General features: G+C 70.7%; 25 protein-coding genes and 1 pseudogene. 13 read left to right on the top strand and 13 right to left on the bottom strand.

Features of this window, described 5'->3' with window-relative positions; genetic code table 11:
- Window positions 1-648 precede the first annotated feature (648 nt).
- Window positions 649-1,017 carry an Rv2175c family DNA-binding protein gene (locus HFP15_RS08365; protein WP_168513282.1) on the top strand — a complete coding sequence of 123 codons (369 nt, stop codon included), beginning with the start codon at window positions 649-651 and terminating at the stop codon, window positions 1,015-1,017.
- Window positions 1,018-1,097: 80 nt separating this feature from the next.
- Here HFP15_RS08365 and HFP15_RS08370 read toward each other — a convergent pair whose 3' ends face one another.
- From HFP15_RS08370 to HFP15_RS08385, 4 genes are read right to left on the bottom strand one after another with little or no spacing between them, the layout of a single operon-like run.
- Window positions 1,098-1,886 carry an LLM class F420-dependent oxidoreductase gene (locus HFP15_RS08370; RefSeq protein WP_168513284.1) on the bottom strand — a complete coding sequence of 263 codons (789 nt, stop codon included), beginning with the start codon at window positions 1,884-1,886 and terminating at the stop codon, window positions 1,098-1,100.
- On the bottom strand, window positions 1,883-2,767 hold the full coding sequence (locus tag HFP15_RS08375; RefSeq protein ID WP_168513286.1) for a phytoene/squalene synthase family protein: 885 nt from the start codon (window positions 2,765-2,767) through the stop codon (window positions 1,883-1,885). The genes HFP15_RS08370 and HFP15_RS08375 overlap by 4 nt, the downstream gene beginning before the upstream one ends.
- Window positions 2,764-4,206, bottom strand: coding sequence for a phytoene desaturase family protein (crtI, locus tag HFP15_RS08380; RefSeq protein ID WP_168513288.1), 1,443 nt, complete (start codon window positions 4,204-4,206; stop codon window positions 2,764-2,766). The genes HFP15_RS08375 and crtI overlap by 4 nt, the downstream gene beginning before the upstream one ends.
- A gap of 1 nt (window position 4,207) precedes the next feature.
- Window positions 4,208-5,272, bottom strand: coding sequence for a polyprenyl synthetase family protein (locus HFP15_RS08385; RefSeq protein ID WP_168513290.1), 1,065 nt, complete (start codon window positions 5,270-5,272; stop codon window positions 4,208-4,210).
- 79 nt (window positions 5,273-5,351) lie between these two features.
- Between HFP15_RS08385 and HFP15_RS08390 the strand changes: the two genes are divergently transcribed.
- The gene (locus tag HFP15_RS08390) at window positions 5,352-6,137 is read left to right on the top strand and encodes a PIG-L family deacetylase (protein ID WP_168513292.1); all 786 of its coding nucleotides are present in this window, start codon (window positions 5,352-5,354) and stop codon (window positions 6,135-6,137) included.
- Here HFP15_RS08390 and HFP15_RS08395 read toward each other — a convergent pair.
- Window positions 6,115-6,918, bottom strand: coding sequence for a serine peptidase (locus HFP15_RS08395; protein WP_168513294.1), 804 nt, complete (start codon window positions 6,916-6,918; stop codon window positions 6,115-6,117). The two genes, HFP15_RS08390 and HFP15_RS08395, sit on opposite strands and share 23 nt — an antisense overlap.
- A gap of 94 nt (window positions 6,919-7,012) precedes the next feature.
- Between HFP15_RS08395 and HFP15_RS08400 the strand changes: the two genes are divergently transcribed.
- Window positions 7,013-7,696, top strand: a complete 684-nt coding sequence (locus HFP15_RS08400) for a helix-turn-helix domain-containing protein (protein WP_168513296.1) — start codon at window positions 7,013-7,015, stop codon at window positions 7,694-7,696.
- A gap of 10 nt (window positions 7,697-7,706) precedes the next feature.
- Entirely contained in the window at window positions 7,707-8,084 is a 378-nt protein-coding gene (locus tag HFP15_RS08405; protein WP_168513298.1) for a VOC family protein, read from the top strand.
- Window positions 8,085-8,086: 2 nt separating this feature from the next.
- On the opposite strand, the gene HFP15_RS08410 is transcribed toward HFP15_RS08405, so the two are convergent.
- Window positions 8,087-8,947, bottom strand: coding sequence for a LysR family transcriptional regulator (locus HFP15_RS08410; protein WP_168513300.1), 861 nt, complete (start codon window positions 8,945-8,947; stop codon window positions 8,087-8,089).
- A 114-nt stretch (window positions 8,948-9,061) separates the two neighbouring features.
- On the opposite strand from HFP15_RS08410, the gene HFP15_RS08415 reads away from it, so the two are divergent.
- The 4 genes from HFP15_RS08415 to HFP15_RS08430 all read left to right on the top strand — a co-directional run bounded on the left by HFP15_RS08415 (window position 9,062) and on the right by HFP15_RS08430 (window position 13,770).
- On the top strand, window positions 9,062-10,063 hold the full coding sequence (locus HFP15_RS08415) for a bile acid:sodium symporter family protein (protein ID WP_168513302.1): 1,002 nt from the start codon (window positions 9,062-9,064) through the stop codon (window positions 10,061-10,063).
- A 41-nt stretch (window positions 10,064-10,104) separates the two neighbouring features.
- Window positions 10,105-10,989, top strand: coding sequence for a methylenetetrahydrofolate reductase (locus HFP15_RS08420; protein ID WP_168513304.1), 885 nt, complete (start codon window positions 10,105-10,107; stop codon window positions 10,987-10,989).
- 31 nt (window positions 10,990-11,020) lie between these two features.
- Window positions 11,021-12,691, top strand: coding sequence for a DUF885 domain-containing protein (locus HFP15_RS08425; protein ID WP_168513306.1), 1,671 nt, complete (start codon window positions 11,021-11,023; stop codon window positions 12,689-12,691).
- Between the two features lie 188 nt (window positions 12,692-12,879).
- Complete coding sequence (locus tag HFP15_RS08430) at window positions 12,880-13,770, top strand: DMT family transporter (protein ID WP_168513308.1); 891 nt, start codon at window positions 12,880-12,882, stop codon at window positions 13,768-13,770.
- Here HFP15_RS08430 and HFP15_RS08435 read toward each other — a convergent pair.
- The 4 genes from HFP15_RS08435 to HFP15_RS08455 all read right to left on the bottom strand — a co-directional run bounded on the left by HFP15_RS08435 (window position 13,758) and on the right by HFP15_RS08455 (window position 16,610).
- Entirely contained in the window at window positions 13,758-14,333 is a 576-nt protein-coding gene (locus HFP15_RS08435; RefSeq protein ID WP_168513310.1) for a GNAT family N-acetyltransferase, read from the bottom strand. The genes HFP15_RS08430 and HFP15_RS08435 overlap by 13 nt on opposite strands.
- Window positions 14,330-14,839 (bottom strand): YbaK/EbsC family protein, encoded by a 510-nt coding sequence (locus HFP15_RS08440; protein WP_168513312.1) that lies wholly within the window; start codon window positions 14,837-14,839, stop codon window positions 14,330-14,332. Before HFP15_RS08440 ends, HFP15_RS08435 begins: the two co-directional genes overlap by 4 nt.
- Window positions 14,840-14,892: 53 nt before the next feature.
- Window positions 14,893-15,441: a copper resistance CopC family protein gene (locus tag HFP15_RS08445; protein WP_168513314.1), complete on the bottom strand. Its 549-nt coding sequence runs from the start codon at window positions 15,439-15,441 to the stop codon at window positions 14,893-14,895.
- 119 nt (window positions 15,442-15,560) lie between these two features.
- The gene (locus HFP15_RS08455) at window positions 15,561-16,610 is read right to left on the bottom strand and encodes a DMT family transporter (protein ID WP_210716950.1); all 1,050 of its coding nucleotides are present in this window, start codon (window positions 16,608-16,610) and stop codon (window positions 15,561-15,563) included.
- 28 nt (window positions 16,611-16,638) lie between these two features.
- Here HFP15_RS08455 and pdxR point away from each other — a divergent pair.
- Window positions 16,639-18,095 (top strand): annotated as a pseudogene (gene pdxR, locus HFP15_RS08460) (MocR-like pyridoxine biosynthesis transcription factor PdxR).
- Here the strand turns inward: pdxR and HFP15_RS08465 are convergent.
- Window positions 18,085-18,984: an NAD-dependent epimerase/dehydratase family protein gene (locus HFP15_RS08465; protein WP_168513318.1), complete on the bottom strand. Its 900-nt coding sequence runs from the start codon at window positions 18,982-18,984 to the stop codon at window positions 18,085-18,087. The pseudogene pdxR and the gene HFP15_RS08465 overlap by 11 nt on opposite strands.
- Before the next feature lie 205 nt (window positions 18,985-19,189).
- Here HFP15_RS08465 and HFP15_RS08470 point away from each other — a divergent pair, with 205 nt between their 5' ends.
- Window positions 19,190-19,711, top strand: coding sequence for an SAV_6107 family HEPN domain-containing protein (locus tag HFP15_RS08470; RefSeq protein WP_168513320.1), 522 nt, complete (start codon window positions 19,190-19,192; stop codon window positions 19,709-19,711).
- Window positions 19,693-20,520, top strand: coding sequence for a maleylpyruvate isomerase N-terminal domain-containing protein (locus tag HFP15_RS08475; RefSeq protein WP_168513322.1), 828 nt, complete (start codon window positions 19,693-19,695; stop codon window positions 20,518-20,520). Before HFP15_RS08470 ends, HFP15_RS08475 begins: the two co-directional genes overlap by 19 nt.
- A gap of 597 nt (window positions 20,521-21,117) precedes the next feature.
- On the opposite strand, the gene HFP15_RS08480 is transcribed toward HFP15_RS08475, so the two are convergent.
- Entirely contained in the window at window positions 21,118-21,696 is a 579-nt protein-coding gene (locus tag HFP15_RS08480) for a CG0192-related protein (RefSeq protein WP_168513324.1), read from the bottom strand.
- Window positions 21,697-21,753: 57 nt separating this feature from the next.
- Here HFP15_RS08480 and HFP15_RS08485 point away from each other — a divergent pair, with 57 nt between their 5' ends.
- Window positions 21,754-22,362: a VOC family protein gene (locus tag HFP15_RS08485; protein ID WP_312871514.1), complete on the top strand. Its 609-nt coding sequence runs from the start codon at window positions 21,754-21,756 to the stop codon at window positions 22,360-22,362.
- Between the two features lie 139 nt (window positions 22,363-22,501).
- The gene (locus HFP15_RS08490) at window positions 22,502-23,608 is read left to right on the top strand and encodes a GNAT family N-acetyltransferase (RefSeq protein WP_246271537.1); all 1,107 of its coding nucleotides are present in this window, start codon (window positions 22,502-22,504) and stop codon (window positions 23,606-23,608) included.
- A 251-nt stretch (window positions 23,609-23,859) separates the two neighbouring features.
- Here HFP15_RS08490 and def read toward each other — a convergent pair whose 3' ends face one another.
- Complete coding sequence (def, locus tag HFP15_RS08495) at window positions 23,860-24,360, bottom strand: peptide deformylase (RefSeq protein ID WP_168513328.1); 501 nt, start codon at window positions 24,358-24,360, stop codon at window positions 23,860-23,862.
- Between the last annotated feature and the right edge of the window lie 11 nt (window positions 24,361-24,371).

The raw sequence follows: 24,371 nt of genomic DNA on the forward strand, positions 1-24,371 counted from the left end.
GCCCCACCCCGCCCCGCGAGTCCAGCCTTCCGGCCGCGCGAGTTGAGGTTTCCGGTCGCGTGAGTCGGGGCTTCCGGTCGTGCGAGTGCAGGCTTCCGGTCTGCGGTCGCGGGAGTTGAGGTTTGCGCTCATGCGAGTGCAGGCTTCTCGTCGCGCGGGTTGAGGTTTCCGGTCGTGCGAGTTGAGGCTTGTGGTCGCGTGAGTTGGGGTTTCTGGTCGCGTGAGTCGGGGCTTCCGGCCGCCCGAGACGTCCCGTCCCGCGAGTCCAAGCTTCGCGTCGGCAGAGTCTGGGCTTCCCGGCCTCCGAGTCCAGGTTTCCCGTGGCGCGAGTGCAGACTTCCGGACTTCCGAGACCCAGGTTTCCCAGCGCCCGAATGCATACTTCGCGTCGGCCGAGTCCAGCCTTGCGTCCCGCGAGTCCGGGTTTCTGGTCGTGCGAGTCCAGACTTCCCGGCGCCCCGAGTCCAGGTCGCGCGAGTGCCGGACTTCCCCTCGCGGCGAGTCCAGACTTCGTGGCGCGCGAGTCCGGACTTCGCGGCGCCCAGGGTTCCAGCGCGTCCCGCGAATCCACCCCTCCCGGCGTCCGCCTCGTTACGCCATTAGAGTGGTATTGCGCTGAGTGATGTCCGATGTGGCACAGTGTCAGCTGTGAGTGCGATTCCAGTCGCTGATGACGTGCTCGGCCCCGACGTCGCCGTGCTCTCGCTCGGCGAGGTGAGTAAGGAACTGGGGCTTTCGGCCAACAAGGTGCGGCAGATGCTTCGGGATGGCCAGTTGCTGGCCGTCCGCCGGGACAAGGAGCTGTACGTTCCCGCGGATTTCCTTGCCGGGACAACACTCGTCAAAGGTCTTGCCGGGCTGCTGACGGTGCTCGCCGACGCCGGTTTCGACCGCACCGAGATGTTGCGCTGGCTCTACACCGAGGACGAGTCCCTTCCCGGTGTAACGCCGATCAACGCCCTGCGCACCAACCACGGCACCGAGGTCAAGCGGCGCGCGCAGGCAATGGCCTTCTGACGACACACCCCCCATGCGGGTTATGCACCGTCGTGCCGTGGAGGACCCCGAGAACGATGCGGGATCCCCCACGGCCTCGCTCAGGAGTTCTGGGCGTCGCGCCAGGCGATCCACTTCGACAGCGCCGACAGGTCGTAGTCGGGGCCACCGGTGCCGACGGTGAACGTCGAGACGCCCAGCTCGCGCAGCTTCGGGCCGACCTCGTCCGGCTCGCCCTGCACGCCGACGGACAGCTCGATCTCGGCCGGGTCACGCCCGACGTCGGCGCAGTGCGCGCGCAGGATGCCGATCTTGCGCTCGGCCACCTCGGGGTCGGCGAAACCGTGCCAGATGTCGGCGTGCTTGGCGACCAGCTTCAGCGTCTTCTTCTCGCCGCCGCCGCCGATCAGCACCGGGATCTTGCGCTGCGGCTGCGGGTTGAGCTTGTCCAGCCGCGATTCGATGCGCGGCAGCGCGTCCGCGAGATCGTCCAGGCGTCCGCCCGCCGTGCCGAACTCGTAGCCGTACTCGTCGTAATCCTTCTGGAACCAGCCGGAACCGATGCCGAGGATCAGCCGCCCGCCGCTGATGTTGTCGACCGTGCGCGCCATGTCCGCGAGCAACTCCGGGTTGCGGTAGCTGTTGCACGTGACGAGCGCACCGATCTCCACCCGCGACGTCGACTCGGCCCAGGCGCCCAGCATCGTCCAGCACTCGTAGTGCAGCCCGTCCGGATCGCCGTACAAGGGATAGAAGTGATCCCAGTTGAAGATGATGTCCACGCCGAGGTCCTCGGCTTCGGAGGCGGTGGCGCGGATCTTGGCGTAGTCGGCGTGCTGCGGCTGTAGCTGCAGACCGATCCGGACGGGCCGTGCGGCAGAAGTGGTCATGATCGCAAGCCTAAACCCGCCCCGGCGGCATACGCAGCGGCGGTGATCAGGCGCCGCCCCCTGCCGACGGCGACACGGCGCGCGAGCACGTCGTAGTCGCGCCGGACGATTTCATCCAGAATGCCGCGGTAGAGCACCAGCGCGGTCCGCACGCACGGCCGGGACTCCTTGCGCAGCAACGAAATCCCGGACTCGGCGCGCCGGTAGATCGCGCGCGCGTGCGCCACCAGCGCGGCCATCGCGCGGCGGATCCTCGGATCGCGGCGCCCGTGTGCGCGGCACCACACCAGCAGATCACGGTCCACACCGAACGCCGCGAGTTCGGCGACCGGCAGGTACAGCCTGCCCCGGTCGAGGTCCTCGCCGATGTCGCGCAGGAAGTTCGTGAGCTGGAACGCCTCGCCGAGTGCGGCCGCGCTCGGGGCCGCTTCCCGTTGCGGCACCACGGTTCCCAGTATCGGCAGCATCAGCAGACCGATGACGCTCGCGGAACCGTAGGTGTACTCGGCGAGGTCGTCGAAGGTTTCGTACTCGGCGACGGTCAGGTCCATCCGCATCGACCTGAGGAACGCGTCGAAGAGTTCGCGATCCAGGCCGTAGCGCCGGATCGTGTCGGCGAGCGCGACGAGCACCGGATCGTTCTGCGGATTGCCCGCGAAAAGCTTGTCCAGCCGCTGTTCCAGCTCGGCCAGCCCGATGTCCGGATCGCTGCCCGGCTCCGGATTGTCGACCACCTCGTCGGCGATCCTCGCGAAGCCGTACAGCGCGTGCGTCGCGGGCCGGGCGCCGGCGGGCAGCAGGCGGGTGGCGAGGAAGAACGTCTTGCCGTGCTGGGCGTTGATCCGGCGGCAGTCGCGGTAGGCGTTCTCCAGATCGGTCATCGTCCAGTGATCCTCGCGGCTGCCAGTCGTCCGGATATCAGCACCGGAGGTATACCCACGCCCGGTGTGGTTCCACACCCCGCGAGCACGACGTTGTCGACCCCGCGCACGACGTTGCGCGGCCGGAACGGGCCGGTCTGGGCGAACGTGTGCGCCAGCGAGAACGGGGTGCCCGCCGCGAGCCCGCGTTCGGCCCAGTCCCGCGGCGTGACCACCTCGTGCACGTCGTAGTCCTCGCCGAACCCGCTCAGCCCGCGCGCGGCGAGCGTGCGCACGAGTTCGTCACGGTAGGCGGGACCCACGCGGGCCCAGTCGATCCGGCCGGCCCTCAGGTTCGGCGCCGGGGCCAGTACCGAGATCACCTGGCCGTTCGAGGACAGCGTGGGATCGGTCGCGGTCGGCCGGGTCACCAGCAGCGAAGGATCACTCATTAGCGAGCCGTGGCGGATGATCTCGGCGAACGTGCGTTCCCACGCGTCGCCGAAGAAGATCGTGTGGTGGTCCAGCTCGTCCCAGCTCCGGCGCGCGCGGCCGTGCAGCACGACCGCTGACGGCGAGAACTTCAGCGGCAGCACGCGCCGCGGCCGGATCCCGAGCAGGCGGTAGGACGTGGTGAGTTCGGTGGCCAGCACCACCGCGTCGCATTCGATACGCTCGCCCGCGCGCGTGCGGACGGCGCGCACGCGTGAGGAAACCCTTTCCAGCCAAGCGGCCTCGGTCTTGAAGCGCAGGCTCGCGCCCGCGCCCTCGGCGGCGTCGGCGAGCATCTGCCCGACCCGGCCCATCCCGCCGAGCGGGTAGTACACGCCCGCGACCGTGTCCATGTAGGGAATGACGCCGTAGGCGGCCAAAGCGTTTCGCGGATCCAGTCCGGCGTACAACGCCTGAAAGGAAAAAAGCTTGCGCAGGCGGGGATCGTGCAAGAACCGGCCGATGCGCGGACCGAGCCGCCCGAAACCGCCCAGTGTCAGCAACTTCACCAGTTCCGGCCGGGCGAGATCGAGCGGAGAATCGAAGTTACCGCCGATGAAATGGTCCTTCTCCGCGGCGTACAGCTCGGTGAGCCAGCGCCGCAGCCGCCGGTAGCCGTCGGCCTCGCGCGGACCGGCGAATGCGCGGACCTCCTCTTCCATCGCCTCGCCGTCGGTGCGCACGGCGATCGAGCTGCCGTCGGCGAAGCGCGCCCGGTAGGCCGGATCCAGCCGGATCAGCCGCAGCCTGCTGGTCTCGCCGACCGCCGCGAGCGCCTCGTCCAGCAGCTCCGGCATGGTCAGCACGGTCGCGCCGGTGTCGACGGAGTAGCCGTCGAACTCGCGCTGGCTGACCCGCCCGCCCGGCCGGTCGTCCTGTTCCAGCACCGTCACCTCGCGGCCCGCGCCCAGCAGGTGCAGCGCGGCGGACAGGCCCGCGAGCCCGGCGCCGATCACGACGACGTGCATGTCAGTAGGTCCTCTGCGTCGCTTTGCCCGCGAGGTCGGCCAGATGCGTCGCGGCGGGTTCGGTGAGATGCGCGCGGTCGAGCGCGGCCAGTGCGGTGTAGGTCAGCTCGTCGATCCGCTGTTCGACCGCGGCGACCGCGCCCACCTCGGTGAGCGTCTTGCGCACCACGTCCACGTCGGACTCGGTCAGCGACGGCTCGCCCAGTGCCTCGGTGATGGCCGCGGCCTGCTCGTCGCGGGCCAGCCGCAGGCCGAGCGCGATGAGCAGGGTCCGCTTGCCCTCGCGCAGATCGTCGCCGGCGGGTTTGCCGGTGACCGAGGGATCGCCGAACACGCCGAGCAGATCGTCGCGCAGCTGGAAGGCCACCCCGAGGTCGCGGCCGAACTCGCGCAGGGTCGCGATCTGCGACTGCGCGGCCCCGGCGAGTGCGGCACCGAGGTGCAGCGGGCGTTCCACGGTGTAGGCGGCGGTTTTGAGGCGGTTGACCCGCAGTGCCGCTTCCGGTGTGGTGTCGCCGCTGGCCTGCGTGCGGACGTCGAGGAACTGCCCGGCGAGCACCTCGGTGCGCATCGCCCGCCACGCGGGCCGCGCGCGCTCCAGCGTCGGCGCGGGCAGCGGGGCGGCGGAGAACATGTCGTCGGCCCACGCGAGCGCCAGGTCGCCGATGAGGATCGCGGTGGCCAGCCCGAAGGCGGCCGGGGGGCCGAGCCAGCGTTCCGCGGTGTGCATGTCGGCGAACGCGACGTGCACCGTCGGCCTGCCGCGACGCGAGTCCGACGAGTCGATCAGATCGTCGTGGATCAGCGCGCAGGCCTGCACGAGTTCGAGGCTGGCCACGGCCCGCAGCACGCCGTCGGCGTCCGCGGGCTCGCCTCCGGTGCCGCGCCAGCCCCACCAGGCGAACGTGGGCCGCAGCCGTTTCCCGCCGCGCAGCACGAACTCGGTGAGCGCGTCGACGCCGGAGGAGAAGCCGGGCTCGGTGTGCTGAATCGCGGCACCAGCCTCACGCAGGAAGCGGGTCAGCTCCCGTTCCACGTGGCCCGGCAGGTCGGCGTCATAGTCCATGCCTCTATCGTCGGGGCTACCTCGCGTTCGCGCGATCCCAGGGTGGTCGCGATGTGACGAACAGCCGTAGTGTTGCTCCGTGGCCACACTTGTGACTTTTCATGCCCATCCCGACGACGAGTGCATCACCTGCGGCGGTGTCATGCGCAAGGCCTACGAGGACGGCCATCGCGTCGTCCTGGTGGTGGCGACCCGCGGCGAGCAGGGCGAGGTCCCCGAGGGCTTTCTCGGCGACGGCGAGCAGCTGTGGGAGCGCCGCGTGCGCGAGACCCACGCGGCGGCGGAGATCCTCGGCGCCGAACGCGTCGAATTCCTCGGCTATACCGACTCGGGGATGATGGGCGAGCCGACCAACGACGCGCCCGGTTCGTTCTGGCGCGCTCCGGTGGAGGAGGCGGCCGGGAAACTGGCCGCGATCCTGCGCGAGGAGAACGCGGAAGTCCTGACGTGCTATGACGATTTCGGCGGCTACGGGCATCCGGACCACATCCAGGTGCACCGGGTCGGCATGCGCGCGGCGGAACTGGCCGGCACACCCCGCGTCTACCAGGCGACGCAGAACCGCGACGAGATGATCAAGGGCATGAGCGAGCACGCGGACCGGGCCGCGGAGCTGGGTTTCACGGTGCCCGACGCGGCGGCCATGGCGCAGATCGGCAAACCGGAGTCCGAGATCACCGCGGCGGTGGACGTCACCGCTTACCTCGACTACAAGCGCAAGGCCATGCGCGCGCACGCCAGCCAGATCGCCGAGGACTCGTTTTTCCTTGCCACGCCTGACGAATTCTTCGTGGGCGCGTTCGGCACGGAATGGTTCATCCGGGCAGGCCAGGGGCCGGGGGTCACCGAGACGAATCTGCTGTGAGCGGTTTCGCCTGGTCGAAGATCACGTCGGCCACGGCGGGGGAGCGCAGGTAGGCCCCCGCCGTCTGGAACTCCCAGATTCCCGTCGTGATGGGGATGTCGCGATCCACCCCCGCGATGCGCGTGCCGAGCCCGCCGGCCGGGACCGCCACGATGTCGGCGACGTCGGCGAGGTTCACCCACCGCTTCACGCCCGGCGGCCGTCCGGCGTCGCCGCCGGGCCGTAGCCGGTCGAGCACGCTCGGCATGGCCAGCGGGCTGCCGAGGGTGACGAGCAAGTCCACCTCGTGCTCCTCGTGCGCCCACAGCGTCTCGTAGGCGACGACGCTGCCGAGCGAGTGCGCGACGATGACGTCCGGCCGGTGGGCGGCGACGGCGTCCGCGACGGCCGCGATGCTCGCCTCGCGCCGTTCCGCGGCACCGAGGTAGGTGTGCAGTTCCCTGGCGAAGGCCAGCCCGAACAGCCGCGTGCCCGGGCCGTAGCTCTGCCCGAGCCAGTCGGCCGCGCCCGGCGGGTCGAGGCCGGGACCGAACTGTCCGACCCAGCTCGCGAGCATCTCGCGTTCGCCGGGCAGCAGCTGTGCCGCGTCCTCCTCGAAACCGGAGTACACGTGGTGCCCGTAGTAGGCGACATGCAGGTCCACGGCCGAATCCGGGGGCATCGCCGTGCCGAGGTGACGGAACCAGTCCGTGGCGAGCGCGACGGCCGCGTCTCCCGGGGAACCGGCCTGCCGCAGATAGCGGTACGTGCCGACACCGTGCACACCAAGCACCCGGAGCATCGGTGCCCTCTCTCCTCGCCGGACCGCGGTTCACCGCTGTAGTCGCTCCAGCGCGTTCCGTCGTTACCTCCCCGAGACCGCTACGCTGAAATCCATGTACCGGGAGCGGCCGGGCCGGGGCGTCGTGCACTGCTGGTGGGAGCAGCGCGTGGGCGACGCGGGCCGGATGCAGCGGGTCGTGCCGGACGTGTGCTCGGACATCATCGTCACCGCCGACGGGACCGCGGTCCTGGTCGGCCCGACCACCGAGGTCGCACTGCACGACCTCGCACCGGGCACCGACTTCCGTGGGCTGCGGTTCCGCACCGAGGCGCTGGGCACGACGCTGCGGCTGCGGGCGCACGAACTACGTGACGCGACGCTGCCACTGTCGGCGCTCCTGCCCGACGACGTGGCCCGGCGCGTGGCCGAGGAGGTGTGGCTGGGCCGGTTCCCGGCGGGGCTGCGTCCCGATCCGGTCGAGCCGAGGCTGGCGTACGCGGTGCGGCGGCTGTGGCAGGGAGTGACCGGGGTGGCCGCGGTCGCCGAGGAGGTCAACGTCGCCGAGCGGCATCTGCGGCGGCTGTTTCTCGACCACACCGGGGTCGGCCCGAAGGCGGTCCAGCGCGTCGGCCGCTTCCAGCGGTTCCTGCGCGCCGGGGAGTCGGGCGAGCTGAACCTGGCCGGTCTCGCCGCGCTCGCCGGGTACGCCGACCAGGCGCATCTCACCCGCGAGGTGCGTGCGCTGACCGGGCTGAGCCCGGGCGCCCTGCTGCGGGAGCGCCGGTCCCCGGGCTAGGGTCGCGATCATGCTCAGACTCGGAATTCCGGTCATCGGGGTGACCGACGTCCAGCGTGCCGAGGATTTCTGGTGCGCGGCGCTGAACCTGGTGTCCGGCCAGGAGTGGAAGAGCGAGCGGTGGCGCACCCTGGTGCACGCGGACGGGACGGGCTCCGCGCTCGGGCTCATGTACAGCGAATCCCCGGTCGAGACCAAGCCCCGCATCCATCTCGACCTGTTCGTCGACAGCACCGGCGAGCAACAGGCCGAGATCGAGCGCCTGATCGGCCTCGGCGCCCGCCGCGTCGCGTGGGACTATCCGCCGCGACCGGATTTCGTCGTCCTCGCCGATCCGGACGGCAACGTCTTCTGCGTCGTCGACCTGAGCATCGCGCCCTCGGGCTGAGGTCACGGGGTGCCGTGCAGGCGGCTGGCCTCGGCGCGGATCACATCCGACAGCGCCGCCGTGGGGCCGCGCATGGCCTGGCGGCGGGCGTTGAGGATGAACTCGACCTCGCCGGGATCGGGCAGCCCGTGCTTCGCGGGCAGTTCGGCCAGGCCGGTGGGCACGAGGCTGCGGGCGAACACGGCCACCCCGAGATCGGCCAGCGCCGCGGCGCGCAGCCCGTTCAGGCTGCCGCTCGTGCATGTGACGCGCCACTGATTTCCGTTGCGCTGCAAGGCTTCCAGCGCCCGCGCGCGGGTGATGCTCGGCGGCGGGTAGGCGATCAGCGGCACCAGCTGCTCCGGATCGAGGTCGATGCCCTCGCGGCCGACCCACACCAGCTTGTCCGTCCACAGCAGACCGGTCGCGTCCTGTTCCGGCCGTCGTTTGGCGAGCACCAGGTCGAGTTCACCGGCGCGCAGCTTCTCGTGCAGCACCCCGGACAACGCGACGGTGAGTTCCAGATCGACCCGTGGATGGGAACGGCGGAACTCGCGCAGGATCTCCGGCAGCGGCCCGGCGACGAAGTCCTCGGAAGCCCCGAAACGGACCCGGCCCCGCAGCTCCGTACCCGTGAAGTAGCTCATAGCCCGGTCCATGGTTTCCACCACGCTGCTGGCGAACCCGATCATCGCCTCGCCATCCGACGTGAGCTCGACCGAATGCGTGTCGCGCAGCAGCAGCTGCTGCGTCGCGGCCTGCTCCAGCTTGCGAATGTGCTGGCTGACGGTCGATTGCCGCAGGCCGAGACGCTCCGCCGCGCGCGTGAAACTACGGGTCTCGGTGACCACCAGAAAGGTCTTCAACCACACCGGATCGAGCACAACACCACCGTATATCACGATGTGCGATAGCAGTTATGGAAGTAATCATACTTCACAATTGCGCCGGCCGAACGGAGAATCGAGGCACGAACCGCACGGGGAAGGGACCAGTTCATGCGTGGCGCCGCGCTGCTCGCGAAGACCCGGATCGACCCGTTCATCCTGGGGATCCTCGCCGCCGTAGGCATCGCCGCGCTGCTGCCCGCCCGTGGCTCCGGTGCCCACGTGGCCTCCGCGGTCAGCGCGATCGGCGTCGGCGCACTGTTCTTCCTCTACGGTGCCCGGCTGTCCACGGCGGAAGCGCTCGCCGGGCTCAAGCACTGGCGGCTGCACGTGACGATCCTCGTCTCCACGTTCGTGTTGTTCCCGCTGCTGGGGCTGGCGGCCAAGCTGCTGGTGCCCTGGGTGCTCACCCCGACGCTGGCGGCGGGCGTGATCTTTCTGTGTGCGCTGCCGTCCACGGTGAACTCCTCGATCGCGTTCACCTCGATCGCCCACGGCAACGTCGCGGCCGCCATCTGCGCCGCCACGTTCTCCAGCCTTGTCGGCATCATCATCACGCCGCTGGTCGTGGGGCTGCTGCTCAACACCACCGGCAACGGGTTCTCGCTCGACTCGATCACCTCGATCGTGCTGCAGCTGCTGGTGCCGTTCATCGCCGGCCAGCTCGCGCGGCGCTGGATCGGCGGCTTCATCACCCGGCACAAGAAGGTCCTCGGCCGTGCCGACCGCACGGTCATCCTCATCGTCGTCTACACCGCGTTCAGCGAAGGCGTGGTCGCCGGGATCTGGCACCAGCTGAGCTGGTTCGTCCTCGTCGGGCTGCTCGTGGTGAACCTGCTGCTGTTCTTCGCGGTGCTCGGGGTGCTGCGGCTGCTCACCCCGCGGCTCGGGTTCTCCCGCGAGGACCGGGTGGCGATCATCTTCTGTGGCTCCAAGAAGAGCCTCGCCAGCGGATTGCCGATGGCGACGGTGCTGTTCCCGGCGCACGCCGTGGGGCTCGTCGTGCTGCCGCTGATGTTGTTCCACCAGGCGCAGCTGATGATCTGCGCCTTCCTCGCCCGCCGCTGGGGCGCACAGGCCGCCGCCGAACCGGAGCTCGCTACTGTGAGTTAAGTCTTCCGCGTGGCGGAAGAGCTGTGGATACCATGGTTTTCATGAAAACGGTGATCGAGCGGTTGCGGGGCGACGCCCCGGTGTTCTCGGTGGAGTTCTTCCCGCCCCGCGACGACGCCGACGAAGCGGTGCTGTGGCGCTCGATCCGCGAGCTGGAACCGTACGACCCCGCCTACATGTCGATCACCTACGGCGCCGGCGGGTCGAACAGGGACGGCACGATCCGCAGCATCGCGCGCGTCGCCACCGAGACCACCTTGGTCCCGATGGCGCACCTGACCGCGGTGAACCATTCGGTCGCCGAACTGCGCAACGTCATCGGCTGGTACGCGGCCGTCGGCGTGCGCAACATCCTCGCGCTGCGCGGCGACCCGCCGGGTGACCCGTACGGCGAGTGGGTGCCGCATCCGCAGGGACTCAACTACGCCGAGGAACTCGTCACGCTGGTGCGCTCGCTCGGCGACTTCTGCGTCGGCGTGTCCGTGTTCCCCTACGGCCACCCCCGTTCGGTGGACCTGGACACCGACACCCGCTACGTCGTGCGGAAGTTCAAGGCCGGTGCGGACTTCGGCATCGCGCAGCTGTTCTTCGAGGCCGAGGACTTCCTGCGGCTGCGCGACCGGGTCGCGGCCGCGGGGTGCGACGCCCCGCTGATTCCCGGGATCATGCCGCTGACCACGCCGCGCACGCTGCGCAAGACGATCGAGCTGTCCGGCGCCTCGTGCCCCCGGCGGCTGCTGGACCGGCTCGAGCCGCTGGAAGGCGACGCCAAAGCGTTCCGTGCCGAGGGCCTGGACGTGGTCACCGAACTGTGTGAGCGGCTGCTCGCCGAGGGCGTGCCGGATCTGCACTTCTACACGTTCAACAGGTCCAAGGCCACGCGCGAGGTCGTCGGCAGGCTCGGACTGGTGCCCGCGCGCGCGTAAACCCGGTTGCCCTCCGAGGTAAGTTGCGTCCATGGCTTCCGTGCACGAAATCTGTGACCAGTTCGTCGAGGACTTCGCCGCGTCCCATCCCGTCCTCGCGACCGCGATCGGCATCCCGGGCTACGACGACCAGGTCACCGACTACTCCCCGGAAGGCCACGCCGCGCGCGCCGCGATGCAGAAGCGCGCGCTGGAGGCGGTGCAGGCCGCCGAACCCGCCGACGCGAGCGAGCGGTCGGCCAAGGCGGTGTTCACCGAACGCACCGGTCTCGAGCTGGAGATCCACGAGGCCGGGCTGGACATCGCGTCGCTGAACGTCATCGCGAGCCCGGTGCAGGAGCTGCGCCAGGTGTTCGACCTGATGCCCACCGGCACGCCCGAGCAGTGGGCCACCATCGCCGCCCGGCTCGGCAAGGTCGCGGGCGCCCTCGACGGGGTGCGCGCCTCGCTGCTGGTCGCGGCCGACGCCGGCAACGCGCCCGCGCTGCGCCAGGTCACCAAGGTCGCCGAGCAGGCCGAGACGTGGGCCGGGCTCGGCGGGGACAAGGGATTCTTCGATGCGCTGGTCGAGGGCGCCGAAGGCGTGTCCGACGCGTTGCGCGCCGAGCTGGCGCACGGTGCGCGGTCGGCGCAGGAGGCCTACGCCGAGCTGGCCGGGTTCCTGCGCGCCGAGCTGGCGCCGAAGGCCCGCGCCAAGGACGCGGTCGGCGAGGACGCCTATCGCCTGTGGTCGCGCTACTTCGTCGGCGCGAACCTCGACCCGCGCGAGGCCTACGAATGGGGCTGGGGCGAGTTCTCGCGGCTGGAAGCCGAGATGAAGGAAGTCGCCGCGCGCATCAAGCCGGGCGCGACGCTGGCCGAGACGGCCGCGGCGCTGGACGAGGACCCGCGTTACCGCGTGCGCGGCAAGAAGGCCTTCGAAGAGTGGATGCAGCAGCTGTCCGACACCGCGCTGAACGAGTTGCGCGGCAAGCACTTCGAGATCCCCGACCCGATCATGGCGCTCGACTGCCGGATCGCCCCGCCGGGCGGCGGTGCCGGCGCGTACTACACCGGCCCGAGCGAGGACTTCTCCCGGCCCGGCACGATGTGGTGGTCGCTGCCCTCCGGCCGTGACGAGTTCTCCACGTGGCGTGAGGTCAGCACCGTCTACCACGAGGGCGTTCCCGGGCATCACCTGCAGATCGCGACGGCCGTGTACGAGCGCTCGCTGAACCGCTTCCAGCGGATGTTCGCGTTCACCTCCGGTCACGGCGAGGGCTGGGCGCTCTACGCCGAGCGGCTGATGCAGGACCTCGGCTACCTCTCCGACGACGGCGAGCTGTTCGGGATGCTGTCCGAGCAGCTGTTCCGCGCCGGCCGCGTGCTCGTCGACTTCGGCATGCATCTGGAGCTGGAGATTCCGCGCGGCACCGGATTCCACGAAGGCGAGCGGTGGAGCCCGGACCTGGGCCTGGAGTTCATGCTGACCCGCACCATCACCGACCCGCCGCTCGTGCACGACGAGATCGACCGCTACCTCGGCTGGCCCGGCCAGGCGCCCTCGTACAAGCTGGGCGAGCGGCTGTGGCTCGAGGCGCGTGAGGACGCGCGCCGCAGGCAAGGCGATTCCTTCGACATCAAGGACTTCCACACCCGCGCGCTCCGGCTCGGCGGGATGGGACTGGACACCCTCCGCGAACAACTGGCCGAATTGGACTGAGTTTGACCATGCATCGCCTCTTCTGCATCACCCCACCGCCCCGCGCCTAGCGGGGCGAGCCTTCCTTTCGAAATAACCGCTTCGCCCCCAGTGTCCGTGCGGGACATCCGCACCCGACCGGTCCTCCGCCGCGAACGGCGTGTGGTCCTCGGTCATCTCTCATTTCGACGACGCTGGAGCGATCCTTCATGTCCACATTCGTTGCCGCGCCCGCGCGCGGCCGTTCGGCGACCGCGCTGATCCTCGCCGGTGTCCTGTGGGGCACCGGCGGCCTTTCCGGAAATCTCCTTGCCGCGCAAGGACATCTGCATCCGTTGTCGGTCGCGTGCTACCGGCTGCTGCTGGGTGGCGCGTGCACCGTGCTGTTCGTCTGGGCCACCGGCCGGTTGCGCGAGCTGGTCTGGACCAAGCCCGTGGTGCGGCGCCTGCTGATGTCCGGCGCGCTGCTCGGGCAGTTCCAGGCCTGCTACTTCGTGTCGGTGTCGCTGACCTCGGTGAGCGTCTCGACGATGATCACGATCGGCAGCGTGCCCGTGTTCGCCACGCTGGGCACGGCCGTCCGTGACCGGCGCCTGCCCGCCACCACCACGCTCGGGGCGACCGCCGCCGCGATCGCCGGGCTCGTGCTGCTCACCTGGTCGCCGGTCGCTGGCAGCTGGAAACTCGCCGGCGGCGTGGCGTTCGCGCTGCTCGCCGGGGCCGGTTTCGCGATGCTCACCCTGGCCACCCGCAAACCGGTCGAGGGCCTGGATTCCTTCTGCGCCACGGCATTCGGGTTGCTCCTCGGCGGTGTGGCGCTGACTCCCGTCGCACTGTGGTTCGGGATGGCGCTGCCGCTTCGGCCCGAGGTGCTGGCGATCGCGCTGTATCTGGGCGTCGTGCCGACCGCCATCGCGTACGCGGCGTACTTCCTGGCGTTGCGCACCGCTCATCCGGTGCTGGCGGCGCTGTCGGCGCTGCTGGAACCGCTGACCGCCGTGGTGGCATCGGCGGTCCTGTTCGGCGATCGGCTCGGCGTGACCGGCTGGTGCGGCGCGGCGTTGCTGGTGACCGCGCTGGCGGTGAGCTACACGCGCTGAACCGGTGGTTCGAGGGGAAGCCCGCGGCCGAGGATCGCGAACGGCCGCGGGTCTCCCGCGAAGTGGTAGTTGCGCAGCACGTCCTCGAAACCGACGCGGCGGTACAGCTTCCACGCCCGGCTCGGACCTTCCGGCGTGGACAGCAGCACCTGCCGGTCGGGCACGCCGTCGAGCAGGCGGCGCAACAACGTCTCGCCGATTCCGCCGCCCTGGCTGGTCGGCTTGACGTGGATCTCGGTCAGTTCGAAGTAGTCGGTGAGCCAGCGATCGGCGCTGGCCTCGTCCTGGCTCTTCACCAGCCCGCGCCGCACCTGCTCGTGCCACCACTGGCCGGGACTGCCCTTGTAGCCGTACGCGATCCCGATCATGGTGCCCTCGGCGTCGAACGCCCCGACGCACCGCCAGCCCTCGCGCAGTGCGTGCGTCAGCCACATCGGGGCGCGCTGCTCCGACGTGCCGGGCGGGTAGCGCATGGCCTCGACGTAGATGGCCAGCGCCTCACGCAGCCGCGTACGGAAATCGTCGGGCGAGAGTCGCACGAATTCGGTGGACACCGTGGTCACGCTTCCGCTCCCGCCACATCCGCGGCCCGCCCGCCCGTCAGCGCCAGCAGCCCGGCGTAGGTGGTCGGGAAGACCGACTTCGCGTGCCCGGCGGCGGCCCAGACGACGTCGTAGCGCTCCAGCGCCGTGTCGACCAGCGTCAGCAGCTTGCCGGGATGCCCGACCGGTGCCACTCCACCGATCACCTGGCCGGTGTGTTCCTTGACGAACGCCAGATCGGCCTTCTCGACCGCGGTGGCACCGGCCAGTGCCGCGAGCGTCGCGGTGTTCGCCCGGTGTGCGCCCGAGGTCAGCGAGAGCAGCGGAACGTCCTTGCCGTCCACCACCGCGCGGAAGACGAGGCTGTTCGCGATCGCGCCGACCCCGACGCCGAGCGCTTCGGCGGCCTGCGCCGCGGTGCGTACCTCGGCGGGCAGGATGCGGATGCCCTGTGCCGCGTCGTGCTGACCCGCTTCGGCGAGTGCCGCGGCGACCTTGGCGACGGCCGGGTGGTCGAGGCTGCTCATGCTGATATGAGATCACGGACGGCCCTGATGGGCGACGCCATATCCCCCTTGGGTCAGCTGGAGCGCCGGGCACGGGCCGCGAAAAGCCCACCGATCGCGGCGACCACGACGACGGCGATCACGACCCAGCCCCACACCGGGAATCCGGCGGAGTCTTCGGCGGGCCGGCTCGCCGCCGCGGCCGATGGCGCGGGTGCGGAGGACGGCGCCGCCGAGGTCGTGCTCGGCGCGGTGCCGGTGGTGAGGCTGAAGTGCAGGTTCCCGGTGACCTGATCGCCGTCGTCGGAGACCACCTTGTAGGTGAGCACGTACGCACCCGCCGGACCGCTCGCCCGCACCGGCGCGGTGATCGTGGCACCCGCGATCGTGGCCTGGCCGACCGTCCATTTCGCGCCGTCCGGCCCGGTGATCTGGATCGGATCCGCCGGCAGCGTGACGGCCTCGGCGAACTTGAGCTGCACCTGCGAAGGCGCCGTCGCCAGTGACGCGCCTTCGGACGGGTCGCTGCTTTCCAGTTCGGTGTGGGCGAGCGCGGGCGGCGCCGCGACCAGCATGGCCGCGGCGGCCGGCACGAGCAGAGCGAGCAAACGCCTGAAAGTCATGATCTCCAGGTCGTGCGCGCCGGTGGAAAAGTTCCCGCGTCAGGCCGCGGTCGGTTCGAACAGCTTGTCCAGCACCCCGGTCTTGATGTCGTCGACGAGCACGCGCAGCTGCTCGACGCTCATCTGGATCCGCTGGCCGAAGTCGTCGGTGATGACGACGCGCTTCTCCTCGGGCGCCTCGTGGTCGAGGTAGAGCTCGGGGCAGCCGCAGTTGCAGTTGCCGCAGAACGTGGCGATGTGATGCATGGCGTGCCTTCCTGTTCGGGATCGCTGACGGTGTCCACGTCGCCGTCCGCTCCGGCAAGGTTCCGGTGCTCACTCGAACGTGTGCCCAGTCCGCCGGCCAGCCCCGCGATCACGGCGGCCATGCCCAGCCACACCAGCGGTCCCGGCGCGGTCCCGGTCAGTGCCGTTCCGGTCAGCGCGGCCGAAATCGGCGCGATCCCGGTGAGCAGGCCGACCCGTCCGGCGCCCAGCGACGCGACGGCGGTGTACCAGAGCAGGAACGCGACGGCCGTGACCATGACCGCGAGATAGGCGATCGCACCCCATTCCGCCGCGGTGAGCCCGGCCGCCGCGGTAGGGCCTTCGGTCGCGAAACCCAGCGCCAGCAACACGACGGCGGCGATCCAGACCGAATGCACGGACACGCCCCACGGCCCGTGCCGCTCCAGCACGGGAACGGCCAGCAGCGTGAACCCGGCCTCGCAGGCCAGCGCGAGCACCGCCCAGCCCACGCCCGCCGCGTCGGTGCGGCCGGTGCCCTCGACGAGCACGCCGCCGACGGTGACCACGACGGCGGCCAGCACGATGCGGCCACGCGGCGTGCGGCGCTCCAGTACCGGCCCGAGCACGCCGAGCAGCACCGGCGTGCACGCGACCGCGACCGCGATGACGGCGGGTTCGGCATGTGCGACACCACGCACCACCGCGACGTTGAACAGCACCAGCCCGCTCAGTGCGACCCCGGTCAGCCACAGCCATTCCCGGCCGCGCGGCAGCAGGATCCGCACGCGCGAAAACCTGGCCAGGGCGAGCAGGATGAGAAACGCGGCGGCATAACGCACGCCCTGCGCGGTGAACAGCGGCGCGCCGGTCAGCGCGTGCGAGACGCCGACGCTGCCGCCGACCAGCACCATCCCGCACGCCGCCATCACGATGTTTCGCATGACCCCACCCTCGCGCCACAATGGTCCAATGGGTAGAGCCAAAGGCGCCGCTTCGGAGGGGTCCATAACGGGTGCGGACTTCCTGCAGCTGGACATCGGCGAGGCCCCGCCGGGCGGGCTCGCCGACTGGCTGACCGACCGGCTGCGGCTCGCGATCGCCGACGGCCGCCTGCCCGTCGGCGCCCGGCTTCCGGCGACCCGGGTGCTGGCCGGGAACTGCGTGTCTCGCGTGGGGTGGTCACCGAGGCCTACCGGCGCCTGATCGAGGACGGGCAGGCCGCCGGGCGTGGCCGGGGTGGCACCGTCGTGCTCGCCGCACCGGTTTCCGCGCCGCCGCCCGCCGCGGCCGCCCCATCACCGGTGGGCGCGGTGTTCACCGACGACCCGGGCCCCGGCGTCTTCGACTCGCTGCGCACGATCCCCGCCCGCGTCGATCTCACGCCGGGAGTGCCGGATCTCGCGGCGTTTCCCCGCACCGCGTGGTTGCGTGCCGAGCGCAAGGTGCTCGACCGCCTGTCGCCGACGGCGTTCGGCTACGGCGATCCGCGCGGCGCGCCCGCGTTCCGCGACGCGGTGGCCAACTGGCTCGCGCGCAACCGTGCGATCAGGGTGAGCCCGGACGAGGTGGTCATCGTCGCGGGCGTCGCACAGGCACTCGGACTGCTCGCACAAGTGTTGCGGCACAACGGAATCAGCGAGGTCGCGGTGGAGGACCCCGGTTCGCTCGGGGCGCGGCGGCAACTGCAGGGCTGGGGGATGACCACCCCGCCCGTCCCGGTCGATGGCGGCGGTGTCGTCGTCGACCGCGTGCGCGCGCCCGCCGTGCTGCTCACCCCCGCACATCAGTTTCCCACCGGCGTCGTGCTGGACGGTCGCCGCCGGCGCGAGCTGATGAGCTGGGCCGAGGCGGGCGGGCTGATCGTCGAGGACGACTACGACGCCGAGCACCGCTACGACCAGCCGCCCGTGCCCGCGCTGCGTTCCATGCTGGCGGAACACGTCTGTTACGCGGGAAGCGTGTCGAAGCTGCTCGCGCCCGCGCTGCGCGTCGGCTGGCTCGTGGTGCCACAGCGGTACTTCCACGAGACGGTCGCGGCCAAACGGGAGGCCGATCTCGGCAACGCCGTGCTGCCGCAACTCGTGCTGGCCGAGCTGATGACCTCGGGTGAGCTGGAGCGGCAGCTCCGGTTGCTGCGCCGGCGGCACCGGCGCCGCCGGGACGCGATGATCGCCGCGCTGCGCCGATATCTGCCCGGAGCCACGGTGCACGGCGCGGCGGCGGGCCTGCACCTGATGGTCACGTTCGGGCCCGAGGTGTCCGATGTGGACCTTGCCGCCGCGGCGTTGTCGCGTGGGGTGAAGGTGCAGCCGTTGTCCTGGCACCGGCAGTTGCCGGGGCCGCCGGGACTCGTACTCGGCTACGCGGCGGCGTCGCCGGGCGAGATCGAGACGGGAATCGAGGCGCTGGCGGGGCTCATGCCGTGAGTGCCATGGCCCGCAAGCCCTCGCGCGCACTCGGATAGCCCGGCGCCCAGCCGGTCGCGTCCTTGAAGCGCCCGTTGCTCACCCGCAACGACCGCGTCAGCGACGTGAGCCGGTCCCCGAACAGCAGGCCCGCCCGGCCAGGTACGCGCAGCCACGCGGTTTTTCCGGCCGCGTCGGCGAGCGCGTCGGCGAATTCGCGTTTCGTGAGCGGCTCGTCGTCGACGATGTTGTACGTGCCGGCGGGTGCGGTGAGCGCTCTGGCGACGGCCTCGCCCGCGTCGGCCAAGTGGATCGAGGACACGTACGTGTGCGCCGGTCCCATCATCGCGACGACGTGGCGCCGTGCCAGCGCCAGCAGTTGTTCGCTGTGCGCCGCGCCGGGGCCGTAGAACCAGCCGAAGCGCAAAACCACCGTGTCGTCGCCGAAACCGTTCGCATTCGCCTCGGCGGCGTGGTTTCCCCGCGTGATCGGGTAGTGGTCGACCGGTGCGTTTTCGTCCACCCAGCGCGGGCCGTGGTCGCGGTAGATCATGCTCACCGATTCCTGCACGAACCGGCCGACCCCGGCGGCGCGCGCGGCGTCCGCGACCGTCGCGGAACCCTCGACGCGCACCTTGTTGTTGGCCTGCCACGCTTTCGCGCTCATGAACCTGGCCATCGACGGAAGCGCGCTGGCCAGGTTCACCACCGCGTCCTGTCCCGCGCACACGTCTTTCAGCGCGTCGCGGTCGAACAGCGAAACCTGGACGGGCGAGGCGCCCTGTGCGGTGAGGGTGGCGGCTTTGGCGTCGCTGCGGGCGAGTGCGGTCACGGCATGCCCGGCGCGGACGAGAGCGGGAACCGCGTGACCACCGAGCGCCCCGGTTCCGCCCGTGATGAACACCTTCATGTGGTCACGGTAGTGCCGTTGGCAAGGTCACCGGAGTCTCACCGGATCGAGACTTGAACGAACACGTGTTCGAAGTTAGAGTTGAACTCAGTCGAACAAGAGTTCGACATCCGGGTAGAGCGCTCGGGCCGTGAGGGACCGGTGCCGGGGTGGGGGAAGCGCCTCGGCACCGGATCCCACACCATGATCTGACCAGGGAGGGGCAATGTCCGTTGCCGTCACGTCGCGCGCCGGGGGTGCTCAGCCGGCGCTGCCGCTGCCGGTGCGCGCGCCCGTGGCGCCCGCTGCCGTGAGCCTGCTCAAGGAAGCCCTGCACGGTCTGGCGGAGGCCGGCCATGCGCACGACCCGGTGCCGAGGTTCATCGCCTCGTACCTGGCCGCGTTGCGTGGCGGTGCCGCGATTCTCGCCGCGCGCGGCAGGCCCCATCGCGGGCGCGCCCGTCCGGCCAGCGTGTGGGTACTGCTGGAAACGGCGGCGCCCGAACTGCGGGAGTGGGCCGCGTTCTTCGCGGCGAACTCGGCGGCGCACGCGTCCGCGCAGGCCGGAATCACGCGCCGCATCACCGCCCGCTCCGCCGACGATCTGTACCGCCAGGCCGGTCAGTTCCTCGAACTCGCCGACCGTGTCGTGCACGGACGGCGGGCCAGCGACGGTGCGCCGGTGCGGCAGTGTGCCGCGCCGCTGCGCCAGAAGGTCAAGCGCGGGTCATGGCCGGACAAGCCCTGATCGAACCGGGCCGTTTCCTGGACGCGCTGGGCATCGAGGTGGAGCTGCTGCTGGACGCCGCGCACCGCAACGCGCCGACGGCGCGGGTGGTCACCGCTCCCGGGTTCACGGTGGGCGAGGTCGTGCGGCATCTCGGTGGCACCTACCGGACCGCGCGGTTGTGGATACTCCAGGGCGGCAGTCCCCGGCGGTATCAGCAGTATCCCGAGCCAGGACAGTCCACTGAGGACTATCTACGGACCGGTCTGGCCGAACTACTGACCCTGCTGCGGGCAAATGGTGCGGACAGCGCGGCCGCGACGTGGTGGCCCGCCGACCGCACCATTGGCTTCTGGTGCCGCCGGATGGCCCACGAGACCACGATCCACCGCATCGATCTTCAGGAAACGGCGGCGCTGGCCGGGGAAAGGCCGGTGGCGCCGGAGCCTCGTTCGGGCGAAAGCCCCGCCCCCATCGACGGGCCGATCACGCCGGTGTCCGACGACTACGCCGTGGACGGTGTGGACGAGGTGTTGACCCTGTGGTTCGTCCAGCGCCTGGCGATGCTGGGTGTCTCGGGGACCGCGCCGTGGTCGGTCGGGATCCGGACCGGCGGGCATCACTGGATCGCCCGCGCGGGCCCGGGATTCACGGAAGCATGGCGGTGCTCTCCACAGGAGGCGAGGCGGGCGGACGTCCTGGTCTCGGGCACGCCGATGCGGGTGTACCTGTGGCTGTGGGGCCGTCGCGACCACCGTGCGGTCACGTGGAACGGAAACGCCGACGCCGCCGCCCGGCTCTGGGCACTGATGCGACTGGCCACGAAGTAGTTCAGCACGTGGGGAAGCGATGCTGGACCACTCAGCCGGTCGTCTCCGTGGCAGGGAGATAGGCCGGCAACGGCGGGCTCGTCCCGGCCTGCCAGTGCAGGTCCCGGAGTGTGTCACCTGCGACGGCAGGTCCGGGCGCGACAGGGAGCGGCGGACGACGGCGATCCCGGCCGCCGGACCTCGGGTGTCGGCTGGGGTTGCGGATGACGGCGATCCCGGCCGCCGGACCTGAGGTGGCGGCCGGGGTGGCGGACGAGGGCGATCCCCGCCGCCAGGCCTGGGGTGTCGGCCGGGATCGCGGATCACGAGGATCCGCGCCCGGACCCCGGGCCGGGGCGCTGGGCATGCCGCTGCCGCGCACTGCCATGTTCGGCGCGCGGGATCGTGCCTGCCGAGGTCCTGTGAGTGTCACCTGCGACGGCCGGCCCGCGGTGCGGCCGGGATGGCGGACCACGGCGATCCCGGTCGCCAAGCCTGGGGCCGGGGTGCCGGCCGTGCCGCTGCCGCGCACAGCCATGTTCGGCTCGCCGCTCGCGGGATCGTCGGTGGTCTGTACGAGGGTCTCGATCTGTGTGTGGGGCAGCGATGCCGAATCGCTCAGCCGGCTGCCTCCGGGAGGTAGGCCAGCACGACGGGTTCGTCCTGACCTTCCCAGGTTCCGGTGAGTGTCAGCCGCGACGGCAGATCCGGGGTGCGGCCCGGGTAGCGGACGACGACGGGTCCGGCAGCCGGGTCCGGGGTGCCGGCCGTGCCGCTGCCGCGCACAGTCATGTTCGGCTCGCGGCGCACGGGACCGTCGGGAGTCTGCACGAACATCTCGACCTGCGTGCCCGCTTCGAGGATCACGCGGGTCAGTTCGGCGCGGAACACGGGGTCCGCCGGCCCGTCGTAGACCCACCGTGTGCCGAGCACGGAGTGCTCCATCGTGCCGACCAGCGCGTCCTGGGCGCCCTCCAGGGCAGCGGCGCGGTAGGTCAGCGGAACGTGCACCTGGCGGTCGCCGACCTCGAACAGGTGCGCCTCGATGCCGACCTCGCCCGCGGGGTCGTCGAAGCGGTAGGCGCCGACCGGCCGTGGTTCCGCCGCCGGCCCGTCGTACCAGGGCTGGTCCGGGAGCCACGCCGCGACGAGCTCTGCCTTGGTCGGGGTGATGCTCGCCTGGTGGATGATCGCCATACGAACAACTTAGCCATTCAGGCGCACCGAGCGTCCCGTCGCGAATAGTGTTGCGCCGTGTTCCTCGGTCTGACGGTCGAAGCCCCCGAACCCGCGAAGCTGGCCGCGTTCTGGGCAGCGTTGCTCGGCTGGGAGATGACGGACACGACGGTGCGTGGCCCGGAAGGCCGCCTCGTCTTCGTGCCTGCGTCCGGGCCGAAGACGCGCAAGAACCGGCTGCACCCGGACCTCGCCAGCTACTCGCCCGAGGAGCAGCGCGCGAAAGTCGAGCGCGCCCTCGCGCTGGGTGCCTCGCCATGCGACATCGGCCAGGGTGACGTGCCGTGGGTGGTGCTGGCCGACCCGGCGGGCAACGAGTTCTGTGGGCTGGAGCCACGCCGCGGCTACACGACGACGGAATCGCTCGCGGCGGTTGTCGTGGATTCGCTGGACCCGGCCGCGCAGGCTCGGTTCTGGTCGGAGCTCACGGGCTGGCCGGTCGGCTCGGAGAAGCCGGGTGTGATCGTCGGGTTGCGGGCGCCGGACGGGCGCGGCCCATGGCTGGAGTTCTTGCGGACCGCCGAGCCCAAGCGCCACCCGAACCGTCTCCGCCCGATCGTGAACGCCCGGTCGGGTGATCCGGCGGATCAGGAAGGGAACGAGTTTTCGCAGGTCGACAGCGTTTGAGCGGGGTTGTTTCGGCCGCGTTGCGAGTGCGCGTGAGGCCCTGACATAGGCGAAACACTCGCGTCCTCGGTCGGCAACAACGAGCGGCGATCGTTATTGAATGGAAATTGGTCGCGCCCCGAGAAGTCAGACTGTGGAGATGCCGGACAGCTGGCCGCTGGCCGCCGACGAGGAGGCCACCTCGGCGACGTGGCGGCTGCGGATCCGCATGGACGACCGGCCCGGCATGCTCGCCCGTATCGCGATCCGGATGGCCGACCTGGAGTGCAACATCCTCGGCCTGGCCGTGTTGCCGGTGCCGGGTGGCGTGCTCGACGAAGTGGTGATCCGGCCGGCGTCCGGGCTCACCAAACCACAGTTGATCAAAGCCATCGAGGAGGAGGGCTGCGAGTGTTCCGCCGTCGCCGACGCGGACATTCGAGAGCTGGTGGACGCCTCCGCCGCGAACCTGGCCTCGGCACGCCGCGCGATCGACGACCCGTCCCGCTGCGCGGACGTGCTGCGTGACGTGCTCGCGGCCGACTTGGTGACCGTGGTCCCGCTCGCGGAGGCGAACGTCGCCCGCACCGAAGGCGGCCACCGTGCGGCATTCGCGGTGGATGCCGGAACCGCGCTGGTGGCGCGGCGTCGCTGGGCGCCGTTCGTGCAGCTGGAACTGGCGCGCGCCGAGGCCTTGCTCGGCCTGCTGGACAGCGTGCGGGTGAACGTCGCCGGGCCGGTGGTGGCGACTTCGTCCGATGGCGCCGCGATCGTGCTGCGGCTGGGACAGCCCGGTGACGCCGACGCCGTGTCGGCGCTGCATGACCGTTGTTCCAAGGGCACGCTTTTCCAGCGGTATCAGATGGGGATGAGCACGATGCCGCGCCGCTGGCTGCACCGGTTGCTGATGCCGCCGCGCGGGGAAAGCCTGCTCGCCGTGTGCGGACGCGAGGTGATCGCCGTCGGGCAGTTGGTGTCGAGCAGCGGGCGGCCGGCATCGGGTGGCCGGGGAATCGCCGAAATCTCGCTACTGGTCGAGGACGCGTGGCAGCGCAAGGGGATCGGCACCGCGCTGCTGGCCCGCCTGGCCGCCATCGCCGCGATGCGCGGGCACCGCAAGCTGATGGCCGTCACCCTCCCTGGCCGCGACGCGACGTACCGCACGGCACTACGGGCCGGCCTGGCCGCGGACGCTCCAGAGGAAGAAGGCCTGCTCCGAATCACGATCCCGCCCGTCCTCACACCACGCGAACTGGGGGTGCGCTGATCATCTCTGGCCCATAGCCGTCCGGAGGCCTGGCGCATCGAGGGAGGTCGGCGGCTTCGGTTCCCCGCGTTCGCCCGGTGACATTGCCTTGGCATGCGCGGCTCTGTCGTCCCGGTCGGCGTCTCACCGCGCCGACCGGAGCGCCACCCCGCAACGTCCGTCACGTTCGCCACTGCAGTCAGTTCTCCTGCGGGGCCGTGGGTCCCGCTGCCGTCGTTGTGATCCCGGCACGGCGATCGGCCCTCGGCCGGTCAGCGGCGCCAGAACCAGTCCTTGTGCCGCGCCTGCCGCAATGCCTCGCGTTTGGTGTCCTTGCCCAGGCGGTCGAGGTAGAGGATCCCGTCGAGGTGGTCCGTCTCGTGCTGGAGGCACTGCGCCAGCACGTCAATGCCCTCCACATGAATTGGCTCGTTCTTCAGGTCCACGCCCCGCACCACCGCGCGCTTGGCCCGCACGACGTCGAATCGCAGCTCGGGGACCGACAGGCAGCCCTCGCTGATCGCGTGCGTCTCCTCGGAGAGTTCCGCGATCTCGGGGTTGATCACGTAGCCGGTGAGTCCATCGACGTTGTAGCTGAACACCCGCAGCCCGACCCCGATCTGTGGCGCGGCCAGGCCCGCGCGCCCGGGGAGCTTCACCGAGTCGAGCAGGTCCGTCACCAGCTGCTCGACCGCCTTGTCGAAGGTCGTCACCGGCTCGCACGCGGTCTTGAGCACCGGATCCCCGAAGTACCGCAGTTCCCGAATCGCCATTGGTCGCACGT

Source organism: Amycolatopsis acididurans (genome assembly GCF_012328925.1).
GTDB lineage: Bacteria > Actinomycetota > Actinomycetes > Mycobacteriales > Pseudonocardiaceae > Amycolatopsis_E > Amycolatopsis_E acididurans.